Source organism: Paenibacillus spiritus (genome assembly GCF_008710135.1).
Lineage (GTDB): Bacteria > Bacillota > Bacilli > Paenibacillales > Paenibacillaceae > Paenibacillus_AQ > Paenibacillus_AQ glufosinatiresistens.
The window spans coordinates 112,825-132,697 of the sequence record NZ_VYKK01000028.1; the positions used below are offsets into that span (position 1 = coordinate 112,825).

Annotated in this window: 15 protein-coding genes; all 15 read right to left on the reverse strand. The window is 54.8% G+C overall.

The window, feature by feature from the left end; translation table 11 throughout:
- Positions 1-162: 162 nt before the first annotated feature.
- Positions 163-1,365, reverse strand: a complete 1,203-nt coding sequence (gene metK / locus F4V43_RS17245) for a methionine adenosyltransferase (protein WP_150459496.1) — start codon at positions 1,363-1,365, stop codon at positions 163-165.
- Positions 1,366-1,526: 161 nt separating this feature from the next.
- Positions 1,527-1,796 carry an alpha/beta-type small acid-soluble spore protein gene (locus F4V43_RS17250; RefSeq protein WP_150459497.1) on the reverse strand — a complete coding sequence of 90 codons (270 nt, stop codon included), beginning with the start codon at positions 1,794-1,796 and terminating at the stop codon, positions 1,527-1,529.
- Positions 1,797-1,969: 173 nt separating this feature from the next.
- Positions 1,970-2,539, reverse strand: coding sequence for a hypothetical protein (locus F4V43_RS17255; RefSeq protein ID WP_150459498.1), 570 nt, complete (start codon positions 2,537-2,539; stop codon positions 1,970-1,972).
- A gap of 83 nt (positions 2,540-2,622) precedes the next feature.
- Positions 2,623-5,379 carry an S-layer homology domain-containing protein gene (locus F4V43_RS17260; RefSeq protein ID WP_150459499.1) on the reverse strand — a complete coding sequence of 919 codons (2,757 nt, stop codon included), beginning with the start codon at positions 5,377-5,379 and terminating at the stop codon, positions 2,623-2,625.
- Between the two features lie 467 nt (positions 5,380-5,846).
- Positions 5,847-6,188, reverse strand: a complete 342-nt coding sequence (locus F4V43_RS17265; RefSeq protein ID WP_150459500.1) for a hypothetical protein — start codon at positions 6,186-6,188, stop codon at positions 5,847-5,849.
- A 165-nt stretch (positions 6,189-6,353) separates the two neighbouring features.
- On the reverse strand, positions 6,354-9,965 hold the full coding sequence (locus F4V43_RS17270) for an S-layer homology domain-containing protein (protein WP_150459501.1): 3,612 nt from the start codon (positions 9,963-9,965) through the stop codon (positions 6,354-6,356).
- Between the two features lie 176 nt (positions 9,966-10,141).
- On the reverse strand, positions 10,142-11,269 hold the full coding sequence (locus F4V43_RS17275; protein WP_150459502.1) for a glycosyltransferase family 4 protein: 1,128 nt from the start codon (positions 11,267-11,269) through the stop codon (positions 10,142-10,144).
- A gap of 112 nt (positions 11,270-11,381) precedes the next feature.
- The gene (locus F4V43_RS17280) at positions 11,382-12,083 is read right to left on the reverse strand and encodes a WecB/TagA/CpsF family glycosyltransferase (protein ID WP_150459537.1); all 702 of its coding nucleotides are present in this window, start codon (positions 12,081-12,083) and stop codon (positions 11,382-11,384) included.
- Positions 12,084-12,147: 64 nt separating this feature from the next.
- Positions 12,148-13,290: a polysaccharide pyruvyl transferase CsaB gene (csaB, locus tag F4V43_RS17285; protein WP_150459503.1), complete on the reverse strand. Its 1,143-nt coding sequence runs from the start codon at positions 13,288-13,290 to the stop codon at positions 12,148-12,150.
- The gene (locus tag F4V43_RS17290; RefSeq protein ID WP_150459504.1) at positions 13,266-15,323 is read right to left on the reverse strand and encodes a DUF5693 family protein; all 2,058 of its coding nucleotides are present in this window, start codon (positions 15,321-15,323) and stop codon (positions 13,266-13,268) included. Before F4V43_RS17290 ends, csaB begins: the two co-directional genes overlap by 25 nt.
- A gap of 162 nt (positions 15,324-15,485) precedes the next feature.
- The gene (locus F4V43_RS17295) at positions 15,486-17,207 is read right to left on the reverse strand and encodes a phospho-sugar mutase (RefSeq protein ID WP_150459505.1); all 1,722 of its coding nucleotides are present in this window, start codon (positions 17,205-17,207) and stop codon (positions 15,486-15,488) included.
- A 26-nt stretch (positions 17,208-17,233) separates the two neighbouring features.
- Positions 17,234-17,656: a 3-hydroxyacyl-ACP dehydratase FabZ gene (fabZ, locus tag F4V43_RS17300; protein WP_150459506.1), complete on the reverse strand. Its 423-nt coding sequence runs from the start codon at positions 17,654-17,656 to the stop codon at positions 17,234-17,236.
- 231 nt (positions 17,657-17,887) lie between these two features.
- Positions 17,888-18,115, reverse strand: a complete 228-nt coding sequence (locus F4V43_RS17305) for a DNA-directed RNA polymerase subunit beta (protein ID WP_150459507.1) — start codon at positions 18,113-18,115, stop codon at positions 17,888-17,890.
- An 8-nt stretch (positions 18,116-18,123) separates the two neighbouring features.
- Complete coding sequence (locus F4V43_RS17310; RefSeq protein ID WP_150459508.1) at positions 18,124-18,957, reverse strand: flagellar hook-basal body protein; 834 nt, start codon at positions 18,955-18,957, stop codon at positions 18,124-18,126.
- 15 nt (positions 18,958-18,972) lie between these two features.
- Positions 18,973-19,854, reverse strand: a complete 882-nt coding sequence (locus F4V43_RS17315) for a flagellar hook-basal body protein (RefSeq protein ID WP_150459509.1) — start codon at positions 19,852-19,854, stop codon at positions 18,973-18,975.
- Positions 19,855-19,873 lie beyond the last annotated feature (19 nt).

Genomic DNA, 19,873 nt, shown 5'->3' on the forward strand with positions numbered 1-19,873 from the left:
AAAACCACCGAAAATTTTACGCTTTCTGCCATCCTTTCATCTGCTCTGGAAGGTGCAGGCTGCTAAACAAAACAGGCCTGTCCCCCGCGTCATCGCGAGAACAGGCCTGTTTTTACTTAAAGAGAGGATACTGCTTAACGTTCATCTATCGGGCTATGCGGCTTACAAACCCGCCTGTTCCCGAAGCTGCTCCGCCTTGTCCACTCGTTCCCAAGGCAGATCTAGATCGGTACGGCCAAAATGCCCATAAGCCGCCGTCTGCTTGTAGATCGGTCTGCGAAGGTCAAGCATGGCGATAATGCCAGCCGGACGGAGGTCAAAATGCTTCCGAACGAGCTCGACAAGCCGCTCCTCGGAGATTTTGCCGGTTCCATATGTATCCACGTTGATCGATACCGGATTGGCGACCCCGATCGCATAAGCGAGCTGAATCTCGCATTTGTCGGCGAGTCCCGCCGCAACCAGATTCTTCGCCACATACCGCGCGGCGTAAGCAGCGGACCGGTCTACCTTCGTCGGATCCTTGCCCGAGAAAGCTCCGCCGCCGTGACGGGCATAACCCCCGTACGTATCCACAATGATTTTGCGGCCGGTCAGACCGGCATCGCCCTGCGGACCGCCAATAACGAAGCGACCCGTCGGATTAATGAAATACTTCGTCTCCTCATCCAGCAGGCTCTCCGGCACAACCGGCGCAATGACATGCTTCTTGATGTCTTCCTGGATTTGTTCCAGCGTAATGTCTTCCGCATGCTGGGTGGATACAACAATCGTATCGACGCGCACCGGCTTCTCATCCTGATACTCAATCGTCACCTGGGTCTTGCCGTCCGGACGCAGATACTCCAGCGTACCGTTCTTCCGCACTTCCGACAAGCGACGGGCAATCCGGTGCGACAAGGCAATCGGCAGCGGCATCAATTCAGGCGTTTCATTCGTAGCAAAACCGAACATCAACCCCTGGTCCCCCGCTCCGATATTGGCCGTCTCTTCTGCCACTTGACTCGGGTCTCGGTTCTCCAGCGCCGCATTTACCCCTTGGGCAATATCGGCCGATTGCTCGTTGAGCGAAGTCAGCACGGCGCAGGTGTTGTAATCAAAGCCGTATTTAGCCCGGGTATAACCGATTTCCTTAATGGTGTTGCGCACGATGGACGGAATATCGACATATTCCGATTTGGTGCTGATCTCCCCGATGACCAGAACGAGTCCGGTCGCAACCGATACTTCACAGGCCACACGCGCATGGGGATCATTGGCCAGAAAGGCATCCAGAACCGCATCAGAAATCTGATCGCAGATCTTATCCGGATGTCCTTCCGTAACTGATTCCGATGTGAACAGATGCCGTCCCTTGATGGACATAATGGTCTACCTCCCTGCTTGCTTCTATATATAAGAGTTAAGCTGCATAATAACGTCCTGTCCAAAAAAACAAACCTTTTCCACATGGAAAAGGTCGGTTTTCCTCAACAGAATTCTATCCTATTTACCCCAGTGTGTCAAACCGCCTAAGCCTGAATAACCTAGCTGTAGAGCGACTGCTCCGCCTGACGAATCAGCCGTTTCGTAATCTCGCCGCCCACCGAACCATTCTCTCTGGAGGTCAAATGACCGAGGTAAGGCGTTCTGCCCGAGGCGCTCATTCCGCCCATGCCAAGCTCGGTGGCAAATTCCGTATCCATGGCGCCGCCCATTCCCGGACCGTAGAGTCCGAATTCAGCGGCAATCTCGAACTGAAGCTGCTTCAGCATTTCCTTGCTCTCCGGAACGACTTTGCGATTACTGCGTGCCATCACGCATGCACCTCCAATAAGGTTATGATAAGACAACCCTATTGTGATCCGGCTCTGTCAGGCTTACTCGCAGCAATGATTGTTAGTTCTGGAAGGGGCGCTGGTATAGACCCTGCATGATCAGGAGAGACTAGCATTAGAAAAAGGGCCTGCGGCCCTTCCCTATCCGGCTTTTATTTGAGCGTATAGCCGCCTCTTACCATGACGACCAGTCCAAGTTTCTGGCCGTCCTGAACTGCAATCCCGCGGCCATCGCGCGGGAATGACAGCAGATGGTTCGACGGCGCCGGCTGACCGTTGGTCAGGTCCTTGCCGTCTGTGAGATCCGCGACTCCGTTGGCATCGGCAGACCGAATGACAGCCTTGCCGGCGCGCACAATAAATTCAGCGCCAGCAGAAGCGATCAGCGTCTGACCCGGCTTCACATCTACAATCACACTGCTCGTACCGTCCGATGTCCCGGGTGTTGCCGTCGCCGTCGGCGCCGCGGTTGGCGAAGGCTTTGCAGTGGCCGTTGGAGTTGCGGTTGCGGTCGTCCCTGTTCCGGCAGCAGGCAGACTGCCGCCTTGAAGCAGCTTCTGAATCTGCTGATCCACATAACTCTTGGTCACCACCGGATCATCAGCCGTTCCCGGCTGGTTCCCTACCTCCGCTCCGGAAGCGGTGTTGCTGAGGAGCGACCCGCCCCAGACGCTTCCCAGAAGCAGAGCTGCAGCGGTCGTCAGTTTCCATGCACGTTTCATCGGTTCCTCCTTGGGGTTCGGAATTCGTGATAAAAAAAAGAATAGCCTCCGAAGAGGCTATTCTTGCTTCGGTAAGGAAGCGATTATTTTGCGAAAACTTCAGTTCCAGTTGTGATCTTGTTGCCATAAGCATCCGTAATGTCTGCAGCGTCAGCAACCTTAACCGAAATGGAGTTCACGCTGGCAGCGTTCAGGTCCAGAGCAGCAGTAGCATCGCTGTTTTGGAAGGATACATAGTACTTACCTGCATCGTTGCCTGCACCCTGTGTAATTGTGCCACGGACCGTAGCTGTCGAACCGTTGATTGTGAAGACAAAGTCACTTGCGTTCACATTGTTCAGGCTACCTTCGGAGAAGGAGAGAACCAGAACCTTGCTGTCTCCAGAAGATACTGTAGCGCCTGTCAGCGTAGGAGCTACGCGGTCAGTCAGAGACAGTGCGATTGGGTTCAGAGACACCATTCGGTTACCGGCAACATCAGTAATGCCGTAAGCAACAAAGTCATAGGACTTCGTTTCGTTGATGGCGCCTCTAGGAATAGTGATTTCGATTGTTGCAGTAGTTGGGGCAGCTGTTGCTGTTCCGTTGGAATGTGTCAGCACCGCACTGGATCCAGCTGGAAGTGCCTTGCCAGCCAGCGTGTAGCTGTTCAGATCACGCATGGAAGCAACATTCAGACCCTTGTCATCAGTTGCAGTCAATCTCACAACGATATCCGAAGTAGCGGTGCTGTCGTCATATCCTGCGTAAGCAACTGTTGGAGCACTGCTATCAGTTGCAGCAGTACCGGCAGCTACCGTTACAGTGGTGCTCGAAGCAGCCAGCTTGTTCTTCGAACGGGAAACGTCGAGTACAAATTCAGCCGGCAGGCTCAGCGTGTAAGTTCCTGCACTCAGAGTAACATTCGGGAATGTCACTGTCGCATCAGAAACCACAGGTGCGCTGAAGTCCTTAGCTTCTACCTGACCAGTTGTTTCATTGATCAGTCTCATTCCTGTAGTCAGGTTAGCCTGAACATTCTCACTGAATGTTACGACCAATCCCTTGCCGCTTGTGTAGGCTGCACTTACAACCGCAGGAGCAGTAGTATCCTTCACAACCGTTACCGGCTGATTAACCACAGCGCCCAGCTGGTTGCCCAGCGTATCACGAACAGTTGCTCCAAATTCAAGCGCAGCTGTCAGCGTGTTATTGCTAGGGAAACGAAGGAGGTCACCTTGTGGGAGGCGCAGACGAATCGTGTCGCTATTCTTCTTAGTTTCCACTACCAATGGACTGCTCTTGCCAAAAGCATCTACAAACTTAACATTGCCAACGAAAGACTCATAATTCATTGTCTTGTTAAACTTTACATCAACATAAGTGTCGCTAACCGGAGTAATGCTCGCAACCGTAGGCGCTGCAGCGTCAGTTACAACCGTTACAGTCGTCTTAATCGGGTTCGGGTTAGCAACGTTGCCTGCATAGTCGGTTACGTTCAGCAGGGACACATCATAAGTTGCGCCGCTGTTCAGCGTACCTGTAGTCAGGGTAATCGTGTCATAAGTGTCGTCGGATACAGTAGCTGTGGAAGCTACGCCGTTGACATAAGCAATAACGCCCTGTCTCTTAACCGGCTCGCTCAGCTTCACTGTTACTGTGTTCGTTGTTGTCTTGGCTACAGCCGTAACGCTTGCTACAGTAGGAGCCGTTGTGTCAGCAACGTTCAGCAGGGAAGTATAAGTCGAGAATGCAGTGCCAACAGAAGTCTTCACAGCATCCGTAACCACTACAGTATACTGGCCCTTCATGAATTCCGTGTTAGGCAGCGTGATTGTTACGGCTGTCTTGGCATCGTTCAGGGAAGCGACAGTACCGTTAACCGTTACCGGGCTCTGAGCACCAGCTACAGGAACAACCTGCACAACGCCGTTCTTCAGCTTGCCATCAGCGATCAGCGTGGAAGCGTCAACTGCACGGTTGAAGGAAATTACCAGCTGCTTCGCATTTGGAGCAGTTGCGGCAACAACCTTAGGAGCCGTCAGCGTTACTTTCACGTTGTTGTAGGTGTTACCTTCAAAAGTGAAGGCCGGGATTGTAGTTTCTACGCCTTCTACCAGAGCGGTAGTCAGAGTAACCTTCGTTTCCTTGCCGTTGGCGAACTTCACTGTAACTTCAGTTGGGCTCGTTGCTTCAGCGGAAACAACAGCCGGAGCCGTGGTCATCTGTGTAACGGCATATACCGTTTCAACTACCAGGGAACGCGTAGCGTTGCTTGTGAAGTTGGTGCCCTTGGCAATCAGACCCTTGTCGATCAGAGCCTGAGCATAGCCCTTGGCCCATACGGAAGCGTTGTTGTCAGTGGCAGTCGGAGCGTCCAGCTTCAGGGCGCGGAACAGAACCGCAGATACTTCCTGAACTGTTACTTTGCCGTTGTAGTCAAAGATACCTTTAACAGTATCTTTACCCTGCATCAGACCTGCAGCAGTTGCAGCTTCGATGTAAGGAACAGCCCAGTTCTTGGCGTTGTAGCCTTTGTCCTTGTAGGACAGCTTGTTGTTAACTTCTTTCAGGTTGAACAGCTTGGTAACGATCTTCGCGAACTCAGCGCGAGTCAGATCCTTTTCCAGGTGAGCCTGCTGGTCTGGATATCCGTTCAGGATACCTTTAGCTGCCAGGGCATCAAATTTCTGTTGCGGAGTTGTTGCTGCAGTATCAGCAAAAGCCACAGAGGCAAACATCGAGAATGCCATTGCTGTAGACAGTGCTACGGACAAAATTTTCTTCATAACCTTTTTTTCTCCTCCTTGAACATTCATGAACTGAGAATCTTGTTTGGTTGGGTAGCTCATGTTACTCATTAGCCGATGCACCCCCTTTCCCGAGTTGAGCAATTAAGTATAAATAATGTCTGTGACGGGTATCACAGAAACTGGTAAACCGTTATGAGGGCATGACAATACTAGATTCCTAATTCTACCTTCGTATTATACAATGTGCCTCATTTCGCGTAAAGTTAATTTTTCCATAGCGTTATGCTTGGTCAATTAACCTTGAGTCTTACGCCGCCCATTCCTGCACTGCGTGTGACTCACCATTATAAACGCAGGCTGTTCGGAAAAGTTGCGCTCTCCTCAAAAAATATTCAGAGCTTTATTCCAAAGCCATGCGTTCCGGCAATCCGGGTGCAGAATGACAGCGATTGTTAATTCATTAAACCAAGTCTTTCTTCCCTAAACTCTTCCAATCGCGTTTTTTTGCCATGCATCATATTTTATAGAAGAAAAACAAAAAAAGCGCCGAATCGGCGCTTTCTGTATCGGGTTATCTAGCGAATCTTCATGGATAGCTGAATCATCTCTTGGCGTTTCTCGGGGCTGGAATTCACGTTCTCATACATCGCGTCAATGGCCTCCCGATTCTCGCGGTAGGTCTTCTCGTGCTTGATCGTAGAATGAGACCAATCAATGAGTGCATTCTCTGCAAGGATCAAATCATTGTATGCGTCGTGGAACCCGGTTGTCTGAACCAGTTCCTCCATAGCTTCCTGGGTAATCTCCTGGGTAGCTCTCTTGGCGGTGATTTCTTTCTCCAGCACCTTGGCTCTATTCTCAAACTGGTTTTTGGCTTTCATGTAATCGAGTTGAGCTTTTGACAAAATCGGTTTCATCTACGGCTTTCTCCTTCTTGCGTGAATGTGTTCTTGCACCTTCTTACGTCATTGTATCGTAAATCCCGGCATATTACAAAGATTTGTAACTGGAAACTGGAAGAAAAGCCTCTTCCCCATCCAAGGAAAAGAGGCTCTCACTCCTGCCGCAGCTATCCGTATCCTCTACATCTTCTTCATCTTCACCATCATCCGCTGGGCCATAACAGCCGCATCGGCGCGGGAGAACTTGGCCTGAGGATCAAAGCGATAGGTGGCCTTCTTCTGCCCGCTGGTCAGCTTGTTGGCAATCGCCGGAATCACACCGGCTTTATATACTGCCAGAATGGAAGGCACCGAGTAGTTGGAGACGATCGAGCCGGTATCCGTGAACTGTTTTTGCAGCGTCGGCAAATCCTTCTCTACCGTTCCAAGCTTCAGGTTCATCGCTCTGGCAATCATAACGGCTGCGTCTTCGCGCGTCAGCGCGCTGTTCGGCGAGAAGACCCGTGGCGCGGTCCCTTTAATAAGGCCTTTGCGGACAGCCGTCTCGATGTAGCGGTAATCCCAATGATAATCGCTGTACTTCACCACATCCGAGAAGGTAAGGTTGTTCGGATCATAATCGAGCTGGATGCCCATAATCTTCACAAGCATGGTAGCGAACTCTCCGCGCGTCGTATTCTCGTATACGCCGAACTCGCTGGCATCCTTGGCATTCATAATTCCTTTGGCCATCATCGTCTCCAGCTCGGTCCGCGCATAGGAGTGCGAGACAATGTCGTCATAGCTGTAACGCAGGCTCATCACCGTGTAATACCCGAATCCGTCAAACGTAGCCGTAATCGTCTTGGAACTGGTGTTGACCTTGCCGCCCATGTTGTACCACGCTCCATCTACGTTCTTCCAGACGGAGATATTCGAGGTAGCAGCATTCGCAAGACTGGAATCATACTTCAGCGTAATGGTGCCCTGCTGGGTCGGTTCGAGCCATTTGCCCATATGCCCGGAGTAGAACTCATTGCCGGTCTTGTAAGGATGCGAAGAGACGACGGTCTCATAATCATTGATGGACGTAGTGGATACAAAGTATCCCGGATCGATCCAGTACAGATTGGAAGCATAGCCGTAATGCGTCTTGGGCGTCAGGAATGCAATGGCACCCGAGCTGGCGCTCACTTCCTTCAGCTTGCCGTCTTGATAAACGCCTCCGCTGTCCTTCTCGCCGACCGGATTGTACTGCTTGACGGTACGGCCATCCTGCTTATCGGCGATGCCGAGCAAGACGTACTGTGAATTGAACAGGTTGATCTGGCGCGTGTTGCTCGTGCCCGGGACTGGCGTCGCGTCTCTCAGCATCGTGCCTTTGGGGAAATTAATGACAACCGAGTTCTGGAAGGCAGACAGCTTCCCGGAAGAACTCAATAAAGTCTTGTACTGGGCCCCCTGCAGCACTTCATCCGAATAGGTCACAGTAAAGCTCCCGTTAGTCTTCTGCGTGCCGGTTGTAATCGTAAACTTAATGGTGTTGACGCCCTTCTTCAGGTCTTTGAGCTGATACCGGAAAATATCCTTATCGCCCTTGATCATTGCGGTTTTGCCGATCATGATGCTGTTGGCGCCTTCCGCCTTGATGCTGACGTCAAGGAAATTCTGCTTGATAATGCTCTCATTCGGCAGTTTCGGCGACAGGATGCTGTAAGGCGGAACTTCGCGGGTAATCTGGAGCGCCTGGGATACCGTTGAGCTGTCGAGCCGCGCCGTAATTACAATCGTCCGCAGACCGGTGGTAGGCAGCGCTTGATCGCGCAGCGTAAAGGCGCCGCTCTGTCCGTTCGGCGGAGACAACTTGGCGGATGCCGGCGACCAGCTCCATTTGGAAGAATCCCAGTTGGCTACTACCTCCTGCTTGCCGTCAATGGTGATTACGATTTGCGTCGCATTGTTAACGACAAACTGGATATCGGCGCTGGTCTGGTTGGTGGTATAAGCCAGATTCGCCGTCTTGACGAATAATTGATCCGGATCGGTCGTCTGGTTAACCGGGAGCGGAACAAGGCCGGCCAGCGACGGCAGCGTATCGGGGAACAAATAGACCGTTACATTGGTTGAAATCGGGATGCCGTTGGCTGTTCCGGTCACGGTAATTTTGTTCGGTCCGTTAACGAGCGGAATACTGGTCGTATTCAGTACAAAAGAGTTGTCGATCGTCGATAACGTCGGCTTAACTACCGTACCGTTGATCGAGATGCTTACGGTCCCTTTCTCGCTTGCGGTGAAATTAATCAGGTTGCCGGTAATCTCTTTGAAGCTTCCTGTATTCGTGAAAATTTGGTTGTTGTATAAGTTGGTCAGTTCAATATAAGGGGCTGCGGTATAATTGATCGCAAAAATCTGGGAATCGACCACATTGCCGTCTTTGTCCTTCAAATCAATATGCAGAGCCTGTTCACCTTGGGGCAGACCCGTAATCTTGATCACACGGTAGCCTTCAGATGAGGTCAGGTTAGCCTCTGCCGAAAAATTGCCGGTCACCGCTTGTCCGTTCTGAAAGGTGCTGATTGCTATATTCTGCGACTTGTCGCTGGTCTTGACTACAAGCCAGAGCGGGAGCTGAAACAGGCTGGTATTCGTACTAAATACTCCCGAAGACGTATAGGACACAACCGAACTGTTGACCGAAGGACTGTACAGCTGTTGAATGCTGGTAATATAAGGCGTAGAAGCATCGCGGAAAATAAAATTGACCGGGGCGATGCTCTTCCCGTCATAAGTGCCTCCGAAAATAATGGTGTAGTTGCCGTTGGATGTCAGCTTCGGAATGTCCACTGCACTGCTATAAGGGAAGGTGATGAACTCGCCGGATACCGTGCCCGCTCCAAGGGCGAGATTTGTGCTGGTTGAGGTTCCATTATCAAAAGTAATGTTGCTGCCCGTTGTCGTATTCTTGATCTGAACAGTAACATTTTGCAGAGCCGGAGCCGGGTTGGTCTCCGGAATCTTAAAGGTGATCGATCCCGTCAATTTCCCGTCGGAAGAACTGGTAATCACATCGCCTTTGTCGATGGGTTGACCGTTCAGCTTGGTACCGTGCGAAATCCCTGTGCTCACCGGCGCATATATAACTTCGCGCGTTACCGAATACGTCCGGGTTCCTCCGTCTGTCGTTGCGACAAATGTCAGCTTGTTATAGCCGGGGGTCAGCTTGTAGTCGGCGATAACAAAAGTGGAACTGCCGCCACTGTACATTTTGGATGAATTAATCAGAACTTCGGTGGCGTTCGGAGCTTCCAGCGTGAGCGTTAAGCCTTCCGTATTGATCAGCGTAGGCTGGCTGTCGCTCAGCGGCGTGCCGTCCGGCAGCTTGATGTTGTAGATCGCCGGGACGTTGGAGAAATTGACGTAAGCCTCTCCGGTAGCTACCGTTCCGTCGGAGGTTGTACCGTAGATCGTAATCCGGTTAAGCCCCTGCGTCAGCTTGACGTTGGGGAACGAAAAATACTTTTCGTTTGTAATCGTAGGTTTGACGTCGGTCCCGTTGGATCCGGGTACCTCGACGCCGTTGACAAGGCCGACCACTTTGTAATACAGGCTGTCCGCAGACACCCCGTTAAAGCTGCCCTCTACATCGACCGTGCTGGTGTTGACACTGGTCGGAGAAGCCTGGGACGTGCTGAATTTGGTAAACGTAAAGTATTGACCGGACGCCGCGGATGCTGCTCCCGAAGCCGCAAGCGTCGAGAACAGGAGTACGGCTGCCATGACAAAACTGCCTAATCTTCTGAAACGTTTGGTCACTTGTGAAACCTCCTACTGCTGTTTTGGTATTGCTGTCTGTCTGTACCGGCGGTTGATGTCTTCTCTTTTTCTTTTATCGGAAGGGGGCAAATCAATGATTAGGGAAATACCAAAAAACCTCGCTCCTGTCAGGAGCGAGGCTTCATGGTCAGCCTTAGTACATCCAGGCTGGAAAATTAAGATTTAGACCCCTTCTCGGGGCTGACCTTCATGAATACTCTCGAAAGAAAACTTAAAAGCGGCTTCTTCGTCTGTCCGACCAGTCCGATAACTTCCGCGCCGATCTGCAGGAAGAAGAGCATAATGCAGATGACGACGAAGGTCACCCAGTTCGCTTCATAAAGCGCCGAAGAGGATTGAATCACGGCCAGTACGCCGAAGAAAGCGGCAATGCCATAAATAATGAGCACCGTCTGGCGGTGGCTGAATCCCAGCTCCCGCAGGCAGTGATGCAGATGGCCTTTATCCGGAGCAAAGATCGGTTTCTTCTGCAGCTTCCGGCGTACAATCGCAAAGAAGGTATCGGACAGCGGAACGCCGATAATCAAGAGCGGCGTAATAAAGGACACAACGGCAATCTGTTTGAAGCCAAGCAGCGCCAGCATGCCGAGACAGAAGCCGAGGAAGAGCGAGCCGGTATCGCCCATGAAGATTTTGGCCGGATGAAAGTTAAAGAACAGAAATCCTACAATGCTGCCGAGCAGCAGCAGGCACAGCATCGCCACCATCACATTGCCCATAATAAAGGCCATCGTTGCCATTGTGGCGATGGCGATGCCGGATACGCCGGCCGCCAGCCCGTCCAGCCCGTCAATCAGGTTAACGGCGTTCGTCACGCCGACAATCCAGAAGATTGTCAGCGGAATAGCAACCCAGCTCTCTAGCGAAGAATAGCTGTTGTTAAATGGAATGTTTACAAAGTCCACTGTAATATCGAATCCGAATACGACGATGCAGGCTGCCGCAATCTGTCCAAGGAGCTTGACCTTGGCCGACAGCTCAAACCGGTCGTCCAGCGCGCCGAGAAGCACGATCAGGCCGCCGCCGCTGAGCAGCGCTTGAACGAAGTCCAATTCCCGAGCGGAAAAATCATACGGGATAAAAGGCGATACGGCCAACAGGCCCAATACAAACGCCAGAAAAATACCTAGCCCACCGAGGCGCGGCATAATCTTCGTATGCACTTTCCGCGCATTCGGCACATCCGTCGCGCCAATCTTGATGGCGAATTGCTTGACGAGCGGCGTGAGGCACAGAGCCAGTCCCATGCAGACGATAAATCCGGCGATGTAAATCATTAACATTGGTTCAGTCGACCCCCATTTCTCTACCGCAATGAATTATACGCCGTTGTTTTGTCAAATCCAATAGCCCAAATCGGCGGTTTTTTGTTTATTTTCAGAAAAAACGCGGGTTTTAGCCGCGTTTCGTTACTGTATCTTTCTCCCGCAGCACTTTTACTGCGAATTTCGGCAGCGCAAGCATTCTTTTATAGCGGGTCGGCTCTTTAAGAAGCCGGTAGAACCATTCCAGACGCAATTTCTGGAAGGCAATCGGAGCCCGTTTGGACTTGCCGGAAATGATATCGAAGCTTCCCCCGACCCCCATCATAACCGGGATGCCGAGCTGCTCCTTGTACTTGCAGATCCAGGGCTCCTGGGTGTCAGCGCCCCGGGCGACGAACAGGAGATCCGGTTCGGCCCGTACAATCTCAGCGACGACTTCGTCATCCTCCGCCGGCCCGAAGAACCCGTCATGATAGCCGGCGATCACGACCCCCGGATACTGCAATTGTAACCGTCTTGCCGTCTCCTGAATCACTTCGGAGGTGGAGCCCAGAAGGTACACTTTCCAATGATAGTGTTCTCCAGCCTTCATTAATTCATGTAAAAGATCGAACCCTGCCACGCGTTCCCGAACCGGTTCCCCGCCCTTGGCTGCCGCCCACACTACCCCGGTTCCGTCGGGAACGACAAGCTCCGCGGAAGTCATAACCGACATGTAAGCCGGATTCTCCAGCGCTGTCATTACCATGATCGGATTCGCGGTAATGACATGGTGGGGACGGCGGGACTGAACCGCCTCTTTCAAATACTCAACCGTCTCTTCCATGTTCATCTTGGATACGGGAATGCCGAATATCGGTACTGCAGGCACATAGCCGTTGTTTTTCACTTTGGTATCACCCTTTGCGACGAAAATAATCAACGATATATCGGGCCGGAGCTTCGGCTTCGCGAACCAGCGCAGCGATTCGTTCCTCACGCTCCACCAGCCACTCCGTTCCGTGTTCCAGCAGCCGGAGCACTTCTTCACCGAGCAGATCGGCGTCCAGCGACTCCGTGGTTCCGACCGGCTTCACATACAGACGGCTCAGGAAATGGTCGATCTTCGGGTCATATGAAATTCCGATAACCGGCACCCGCCGTCCCGCGGCATAGATCAGACTGTGCAGTCTCATGCCGAGCAGAAGACTGCACTCCCCGACTTCCCGCAGCATGGACTGGGGACGGTCATCCGGCTCGGCGATGCTGACGCTTCCTCCGCTTGCCATCGGAACTTCCCCGAGACGCTCCATGCAGTACCGGGAAGCCTCAACGTCGGACGGGACATGGAAGGGCAGAAAGCGGATGTGCAGGGGCCGAGACTGACAAGCCTGGCGCAGGCCGTCGGCTATCGCCTCCAGCTCCCGCCGGTCCTTCTCCCAGAAGCGGACGGAAACGCCGATGCAAGGAATCGCCTCTTCGGACGGGCGAGTGCGGGAAATCTTCCCGCCGTCCTCCTCTCCGGGAAGCTTCAATCCCATGACCGGATCGGGAACGACCTGGACATCCTCCGCTCTCAGTCCCATCGACAACAGCAGAGCCCGGGACTGCTCGTCCCGCACCGAGATCAGCTTGCAGCGGCGGAACACCGAGCGAATCATCGGATAGAACCATTTCCGGTTAACCGGGCCGATGCCCTGGGCATAGACAAAGCTTGGCTTGCCCAGCATCTGGGCCAGCTTAATGACGCCCAGATAATACGGGATGCTTTTGGCGCCGGTAACATCCTGAAGGAGACTGCCGCCTCCGCTGATCAGCGCGTCGCTCTCCGCAATCGCCCGGCGCACTTCGCCGAGCGACATCCGGGGCACCGCGCGGACGCCATAGGCGGCGGTTGTCCAGGCGGGATCGCCAGAGAGCACAACGGGCACAATCTGCACGCCGAGCTCCCGCGACCAGCGGTCCAGCGCAATCAGAATGGACTGAAGCACCGCTTCATCCCCGCTGTTGCGGTAGCCGTAATAGCCGGACAGCACTATCTGGTAAGCAGGGGCGACCATTTTCTCCAACACCCTTCAACAATTTGCCAAGCCAGCACCAGCACGAGACCCAGGACAAGACCGAGGCCCAGACCGAGCAGATCGCGCACAATCGAAATCTTGATCGGGGAATGAATATGGGCGAAGGTGTCCACCATCGACAGCTGGCCGATAACGGCGACGACCATCAGGAAGATCGCATTCCGGTATTTCAGGGCCAGGAAGCCGCCCAGAATGAAGAACGGATGCGCCAGCAGGAACTCTTTGCTTCGAGGACGGACCCCGAACGTATTCTCCATGAACGTCCGGAAGCTGAGTTCCACCGAGGATGCGCTCCCGCTGTTGCCGGTACGGCTCAGGTAATACATCCCGATGATGCCCAGAACGCCTACCGCGAGCACCATAGCCAGGTTGATCGGCGTCCGGAGGAGTCTGCCGGTCTGATTCAGCACGAACTCGCCGCGGTACAGCAGGGCGTACAGCGCCACCAGCGCAATCGGCGCCAGATGCAGAAGGCTCACGCCCCGGAACTGATTCAGCACCAGGCTGTAGGTAATATTGTTCAGCAGAGCAATGACGAACGGTACAGCGCACAGCGAAATGACAGCCGTCTGCACATAGAGCGCCAGAGTGCGGCCCAGACGCTGCAAAGGGCTCTCTGCCGCGAAAGAGGACGATATCCGTGCGCCGGTGCCGTCTTTGCGCACAAGGGGCGGCCCCATCCGGTTCAATCGCCGGATTGCCAGTACGACTGCCACGGTCGGCGCACTGATGGCGGCCAGCAGGGCGAGCGCCTGCTCGAACAGCACCGGCTTGAGCACGTACAAGCCTGCGCTGCCCACAAGGCCCAGCGCCCAGGCCGGGAGCGTCAACCACGGCACGAAGTACGAAATCATCAGCGCGATCAGCGCGACGGCCCCGATAACGGCTACGAGCTTGAAGTAGCGCTGCAAGGAAGAATCGGCAACGTCAAACGCGGTCGCCGGACCGATGGTGAAGCCGTTGCCTTCGATTTTGGCGATGGCTCCGTCCGGTCCCTCCAGGCTCTTGATCAGGTTGTCGATGCTGTCGGTTACCTGAGCTTTGGCCGTGTTGCGGGCCGGCGCGGTATTCAGATAGAGCATGCGGATATTCCGGTCTTTGGTTGCAAGCGCGAACCGGTCAGCGATGGTCTGCGCACTGATGGAAGAGTCTTTCTCGCTCAGGGAATAAAGGCGGACTACATTGTAATCCAGCCTGTACGCCAGCTTGGAGAACCCCTTCTGCTGCTGCTTAATGTTCTCAATGGCAGCGATGCCGATGCCGTGTTTCTTCAGCAGATTGCCAAAGGCCGCAAGACTGCCCTGGTCCTGATCGTCGTTGAAGCCCTTAACGGATTCGCCCTCGAACAGAACGCGGGTCACCCCGAGACTCTGATAAAGGTCGAACAGCTTCTCCATCGAAGCTTCATCGTATGGGAGCGAGTCCACCATACGGGGAACGATCCGGAAGCCCTTCTGGTGCAGCATCTCCAACGTCACCGGATCGGGCGCAATCGGCTTGAGCAGTGCGTCCTCCAGCGGCGTCCGGATGATGAGCCCCCGCTGGCCGCGGAAGGTCCAGTTGGTGACGGGAATATCCAGACGTTCGAACGTGTCGCGGATGCCCGACGCCAGAGCGTCGTAGTTGGCTGCGCTGGTGAACAGCACGTACGTATAATTCTCATTCTCCGGAATGACGCTGTCGGTCAGGTTCGCAATATCCTGAGCTCCCCAGAACATCGCCCGGCGCGCCTTCCGGTAATCTTCGAGCGTGCTCTCGTACACGGCGACACTGCCGACGCCGGCCGCCTTCAGGCGGTCCAGCTGCTCGGCTGCGTAATCCTGCGGATTGGCCCGGTAACTGGCCGCCTCCGTCAAATCCCGGTAATCAAAGACGAATTCCACGGTCTTGGACGACCGTTCCGTCTTCAGTCGGTCATTAGCGACGAACAGCGCAGAGATCACGCCGATAATCACCAGAATCCAGAGCCATTTACGTGAAGCGATATTCCATTGCTGCCATTTCTGCAACACTTCAGGTTCCTCCTCGCGAAGCTTGTCCTTCCACTTCAGGACTGCTTATCTTACAGCTTGCTTGTCATTTCAGGCACAAAGTCCGGTGACGCCGACAAACCGCAGCGGCGCACCAGACTTTGAGTGTTCCTAACAGGTTCTATATTTCGTGACGTTTCCGCTTTAGGAAAGACGGTCGACGCGCGCCATGACTTCCCCGGAAAGGGCAGCCACCTTGCTGCGCGCATCCTCGACAGAGCTGCCCCGAACGGCAAAGTAAACCTTAATCTTCGGCTCGGTGCCGGACGGACGCAGGCAGAACCAGGAGCCGTCGGACAGCAGATATTTCAGCACATTCTCCTGCGGCAGACCGTCAAGACCGAGCGAATAATCCAGCACTTCGCGAACGGAAGCCCCGGCGATCTCGGTCGGCGGGTTGCTCCGCCAGTCGGTCATAATGCCCTGAATTTGGGCGACGCCGTCCTTGCCCTTGAGCGTCCGCGACTCCAGGCTCTCCAGGAAATAACCGAACTTGGCATACAGTTCCTGGAGCACATCGTACAGCGTCTTCCCCTGCGCCTTATAGTAGGCGCCGGCTTCGGCGATCAACATCGAGGCGACAATCGCATCCTTGTCCCGCGCGTAGCCGCCGGCCAGGTAGCCGTAACTCTCTTCATATCCGAACAAATACGTGTATTCGCCGGACGCTTCGAATTGGGTCATCTTCTCGCCGATATATTTGAAGCCGGTCAGCGTATTGAACACGGTGGCTCCGAAATGTTCGGCGACGGCGGCGCCCATTTCACTCGTAACAATCGTCTTGACGACGGCGCCGTTCTTCGGAAGCTTGCCCTGCTCCTGCAAACGGCTGAGGTAGTAGTAGATCATGATGGCGCCGGACTGGTTGCCGGAGAGGACGACGAATTTGCCTTCGTTGTCACGCACCACGGCGCCCATGCGGTCGGCATCCGGATCGGTTCCGATCAAGAGATCCGCGCCAATCTCCTCGCCAAGCTTCATGGCGAGCGTAAAGGCCTCCCGTTCCTCCGGATTCGGCGACTTTACTGTCGAGAATTCGGAATCCGGCTGTTCCTGCTCGGGAACAACGGTTACCTGAGTAAAGCCCACCTTCTCCAGCACGCGCCGGACCGGCAGATTGCCGGTGCCGTGCAGCGGCGTGTAGACAATTTTGAAGTCCCCGCCCAGAGTGTTCCGGATTTCTTCGGCGCCCACGCTTACGGCTGCAACCGTATCTGCATACGCTTCGTCTTCGCGTTCGCCCAGCCATTCCAGGAGGCCGGCGGCTTCCGCTTCTTCCCGGGTGATCCGCTTGACGGCGTCGAAGGAATCAACCTGGAATATGTAGGAAATAACTTTCTCCGCTTCGTGCGGTACCAGCTGTCCGCCTTCGGCGTTGTACACTTTGTAACCGTTATACTCCGGCGGATTATGAGAAGCGGTGATGACAATGCCGCCGGTCGCCTTCAAATGGCGGACGCTGAACGAGAGCTGCGGCGTGGAACGCAGGGAGGGGTACAGATACGCCTTGATCCCGTTGCCGGCCAGCACCAGCGCCGCTTCCAGCGCGAATTCCGGCGAGAAACGCCGCGAATCATGGGCAATGACGATTGACGGGCGTCCTTCTCCCGAATGACTCTCCAGAATGAATTGGGCAAAGCCCTGCGTCGCCCGGCCCACGGTATAGCGGTTGATGCGGTTGCTTCCCGCGCCGATGACGCCGCGGAGTCCTCCCGTACCGAATTCCAGATCCCGGTAGAAGCGCTCTTCCAGCTCCTTCGGGTCATTCTCCAAGGCACGCAATTCCGCCTTCGTCTCTTCGTCCACGGATGCGTCCTGCAGCCATCGCTCCAGAGTCTCAGCAGCTTTTGGACTAAGTTCAGTCATCAGAATCTCTCCTTCATCTCTATGGTCTAATTCAGAGCAAACATAATCTCGCCTTCGGCCACTTTCTTGTCTCCAACCTTGGCAACCGCACTTCCCTTGCCGATGCTGCCTTTTAGCCGGGTAATCTCCACTTCAAGCGTCAGCGTATCCCCGGGCACCACCTGTCCCCGGAAACGGAAACCGTCCAGTCCGGCCAGAAAACCGATTTTGCCGCGGTTGGCCTCTACGCCAAGAATGGCGACGGCGCCGACCTGGGCCAGCGCTTCAGCGATCAGGACGCCGGGCATTACCGGATAACCGGGAAAATGTCCGGTAAAGAACGGCTCGTTCACCGTTACATTCTTGAGACCGACAGCCCGCTTGCCCATCTCGATCTCGATAATCTTGTCCACCAGAAGAAACGGCGGCCGGTGCGGAATAATCTCTTGAATCTGATTGACATCCATCATGTGACGATAACTCCTTCCCCATTCACAGGCATGCATAAACAGCGTCCGAGCAGGCAAGAATAACAGATATCCTTCACCCGCTGCAGAAGTGGAGGTTAAAATAAGGGGCCTTCGCCAAGAGGGCCCTTTTGCGTTGACAGTCCCCCTCATTATACCCATTCCTTGAACAAAAAGAAAACTCCCTTTGCACAGGAAATGCACAAGGGAGTCCGCTTCACGGAATGCTTTGCCTCAGGAGGCAAAGACCAGATCATACACATGCCGCCATGTGCTCCACTGGAACACATCGGCGATCTCTTTCTTGCCCATTACCACGTATCCGGTAACGAGGCCGCCGCCGAGGGCGGCAATCAGCAGCAGGGGAATCAGGAACCACTGGATGATCTTCCAGGCCGAACGCTTGCGCCGCTTCTGCGGCGGTTCCCCGTCCTTGACCTGTTCTTCAGCCTGACGGCTCATTGCATCACCTACCCGCGCATAGTGTTGGCGAGGCCCAGCATCTGGTCCCCGGAGGAAAGCGCCCGGGCGGCCAGCTGATAATTACGCTGGACCATCATTAATTCGGACATTTGCTTGCCAAGATCCACGTTCGACTGCTCCAGATACCCCGAGCGGACGCCGACGCCCGATGCCGGATCGTCGACCGCCGCATTACCGGCCGCGCTGAAGGCCTGCGTTTCGGTCAGCCCGGCGGCCAGCACGAACCGGCTGCCGTCGACCGCCTGGAGAACGTTCTCGGTCCGCGGAGCGACAATCTTCAGCGTGGAAGCAACCACCGCCGGCTCGTTCTCGCCCCGCTTGGTCAGCACCTGGCCCTTCTCGTTGATGGCAGCGTCCACCCCAACCGGCACCGTAACCGGCGCCCCCGCCGTGTTCAGAACCGCATTCCCGCTGTTGTCCACCAGACGCATCCGGCCGGCATTGGCGGAATCGGGTTCAAAGTGAAAATCCCCCTGACGGGTATAAGTAGTGGTTCCGCCTACCGACACGGCAAACAGCCCGTTCCCCTGCAGCGCCAGATCGGTCGGATTGCCCGTCTCCTGCATCGCTCCCTGCTCCCAGTTCGCTCCGCGCAGCGACAATTGACTGCCAAATCCCAGATTGAAGCCCAGCGGCGTAGCCCGGCCGTCCATCTGATAATCCTTGGACTGCTGCTGGACTCGGGTCAGCGTATCCTCGAACGAGGATTCCTTGGTCTTGTAGCCGGCCGTGTTCAGGTTGGCGATATTATCGGCGATCAGATCCAGCCGCTGCTGCATGGCGCTCATCGAGACCAGCGCGCTGATGGTGGAGTTGTTCATTTACCCGTTCCTCCCTTATACTCGGCCGACTTCGTTGACCGTCTTCTGCAGGCTGGTGTCATAGATCTGAATCAGCTTCTGATTCGCTTCATAGGCGCGATAAGCGGCATTCAGATCGACGCTGACCTGGGTCGCGTCAACATTGGAGCCTTCAACATAGCCCTGGCGCAGATCAATATTGTCAGCGGTCGTCGGCTGCCGTACTCCGGCTCCGTCTTCGGCATGGTAGACACCGCTGCCGTCCCGGACCAGCTTCTCGGGGTTGTCCACCACGCTGATGCCGATCGCTGCGCCCGAAGGCCGTCCGGTCTTGTCCAGAATCCGGCCCTGTCCGTCCACGCGAAGGCCGCCGTCCGCAACGTTCAGCGCATCGCCCTTCAGCGTCAGCGGCTGCCCGTCGGCGCCGAGCACCCGGTATCCCTCGCTGCTCAGCACCTCGCCCGCCGCCGTGACGGCGAAGCTTCCGTTCCGGGTGTACAGCGCCCGGCCGCTGGCGTCCTGCAGCGCAAAGAATGCCTGCGGCCGGTACTTGACCTCGCCCTGGTCATTAATGAATTTGCCTGTCGCATCAAAAACAATATTCTGGCCCGTGGCCGGATCGACGGCCTCCAGTTCGCCGGCGAGCGCGAAGTCCGTGGATTTGCCGCTCTCGATCAGATCGCCCTGCCGGTACTGGTTAATCGCCTGTTCCGCGAACACCCCTGTGTTCAGCTTGCCGATCGGCTGGCGAACGCCGCCCTGCATGGCCGTAATCATCGCTTCCGGGAAGGAATGGCTCACGCTGTCGACCTGCTTGTATCCGGTCGTATTCAGGTTGGCGATATTCTGGGTCGCCGTGTCATGTCTGCGCTGCTGGGTCACAAGCCCGGCAGCAGCCGTATATAAACCTCGAATCATGAGGATCACTCCTTTGCTA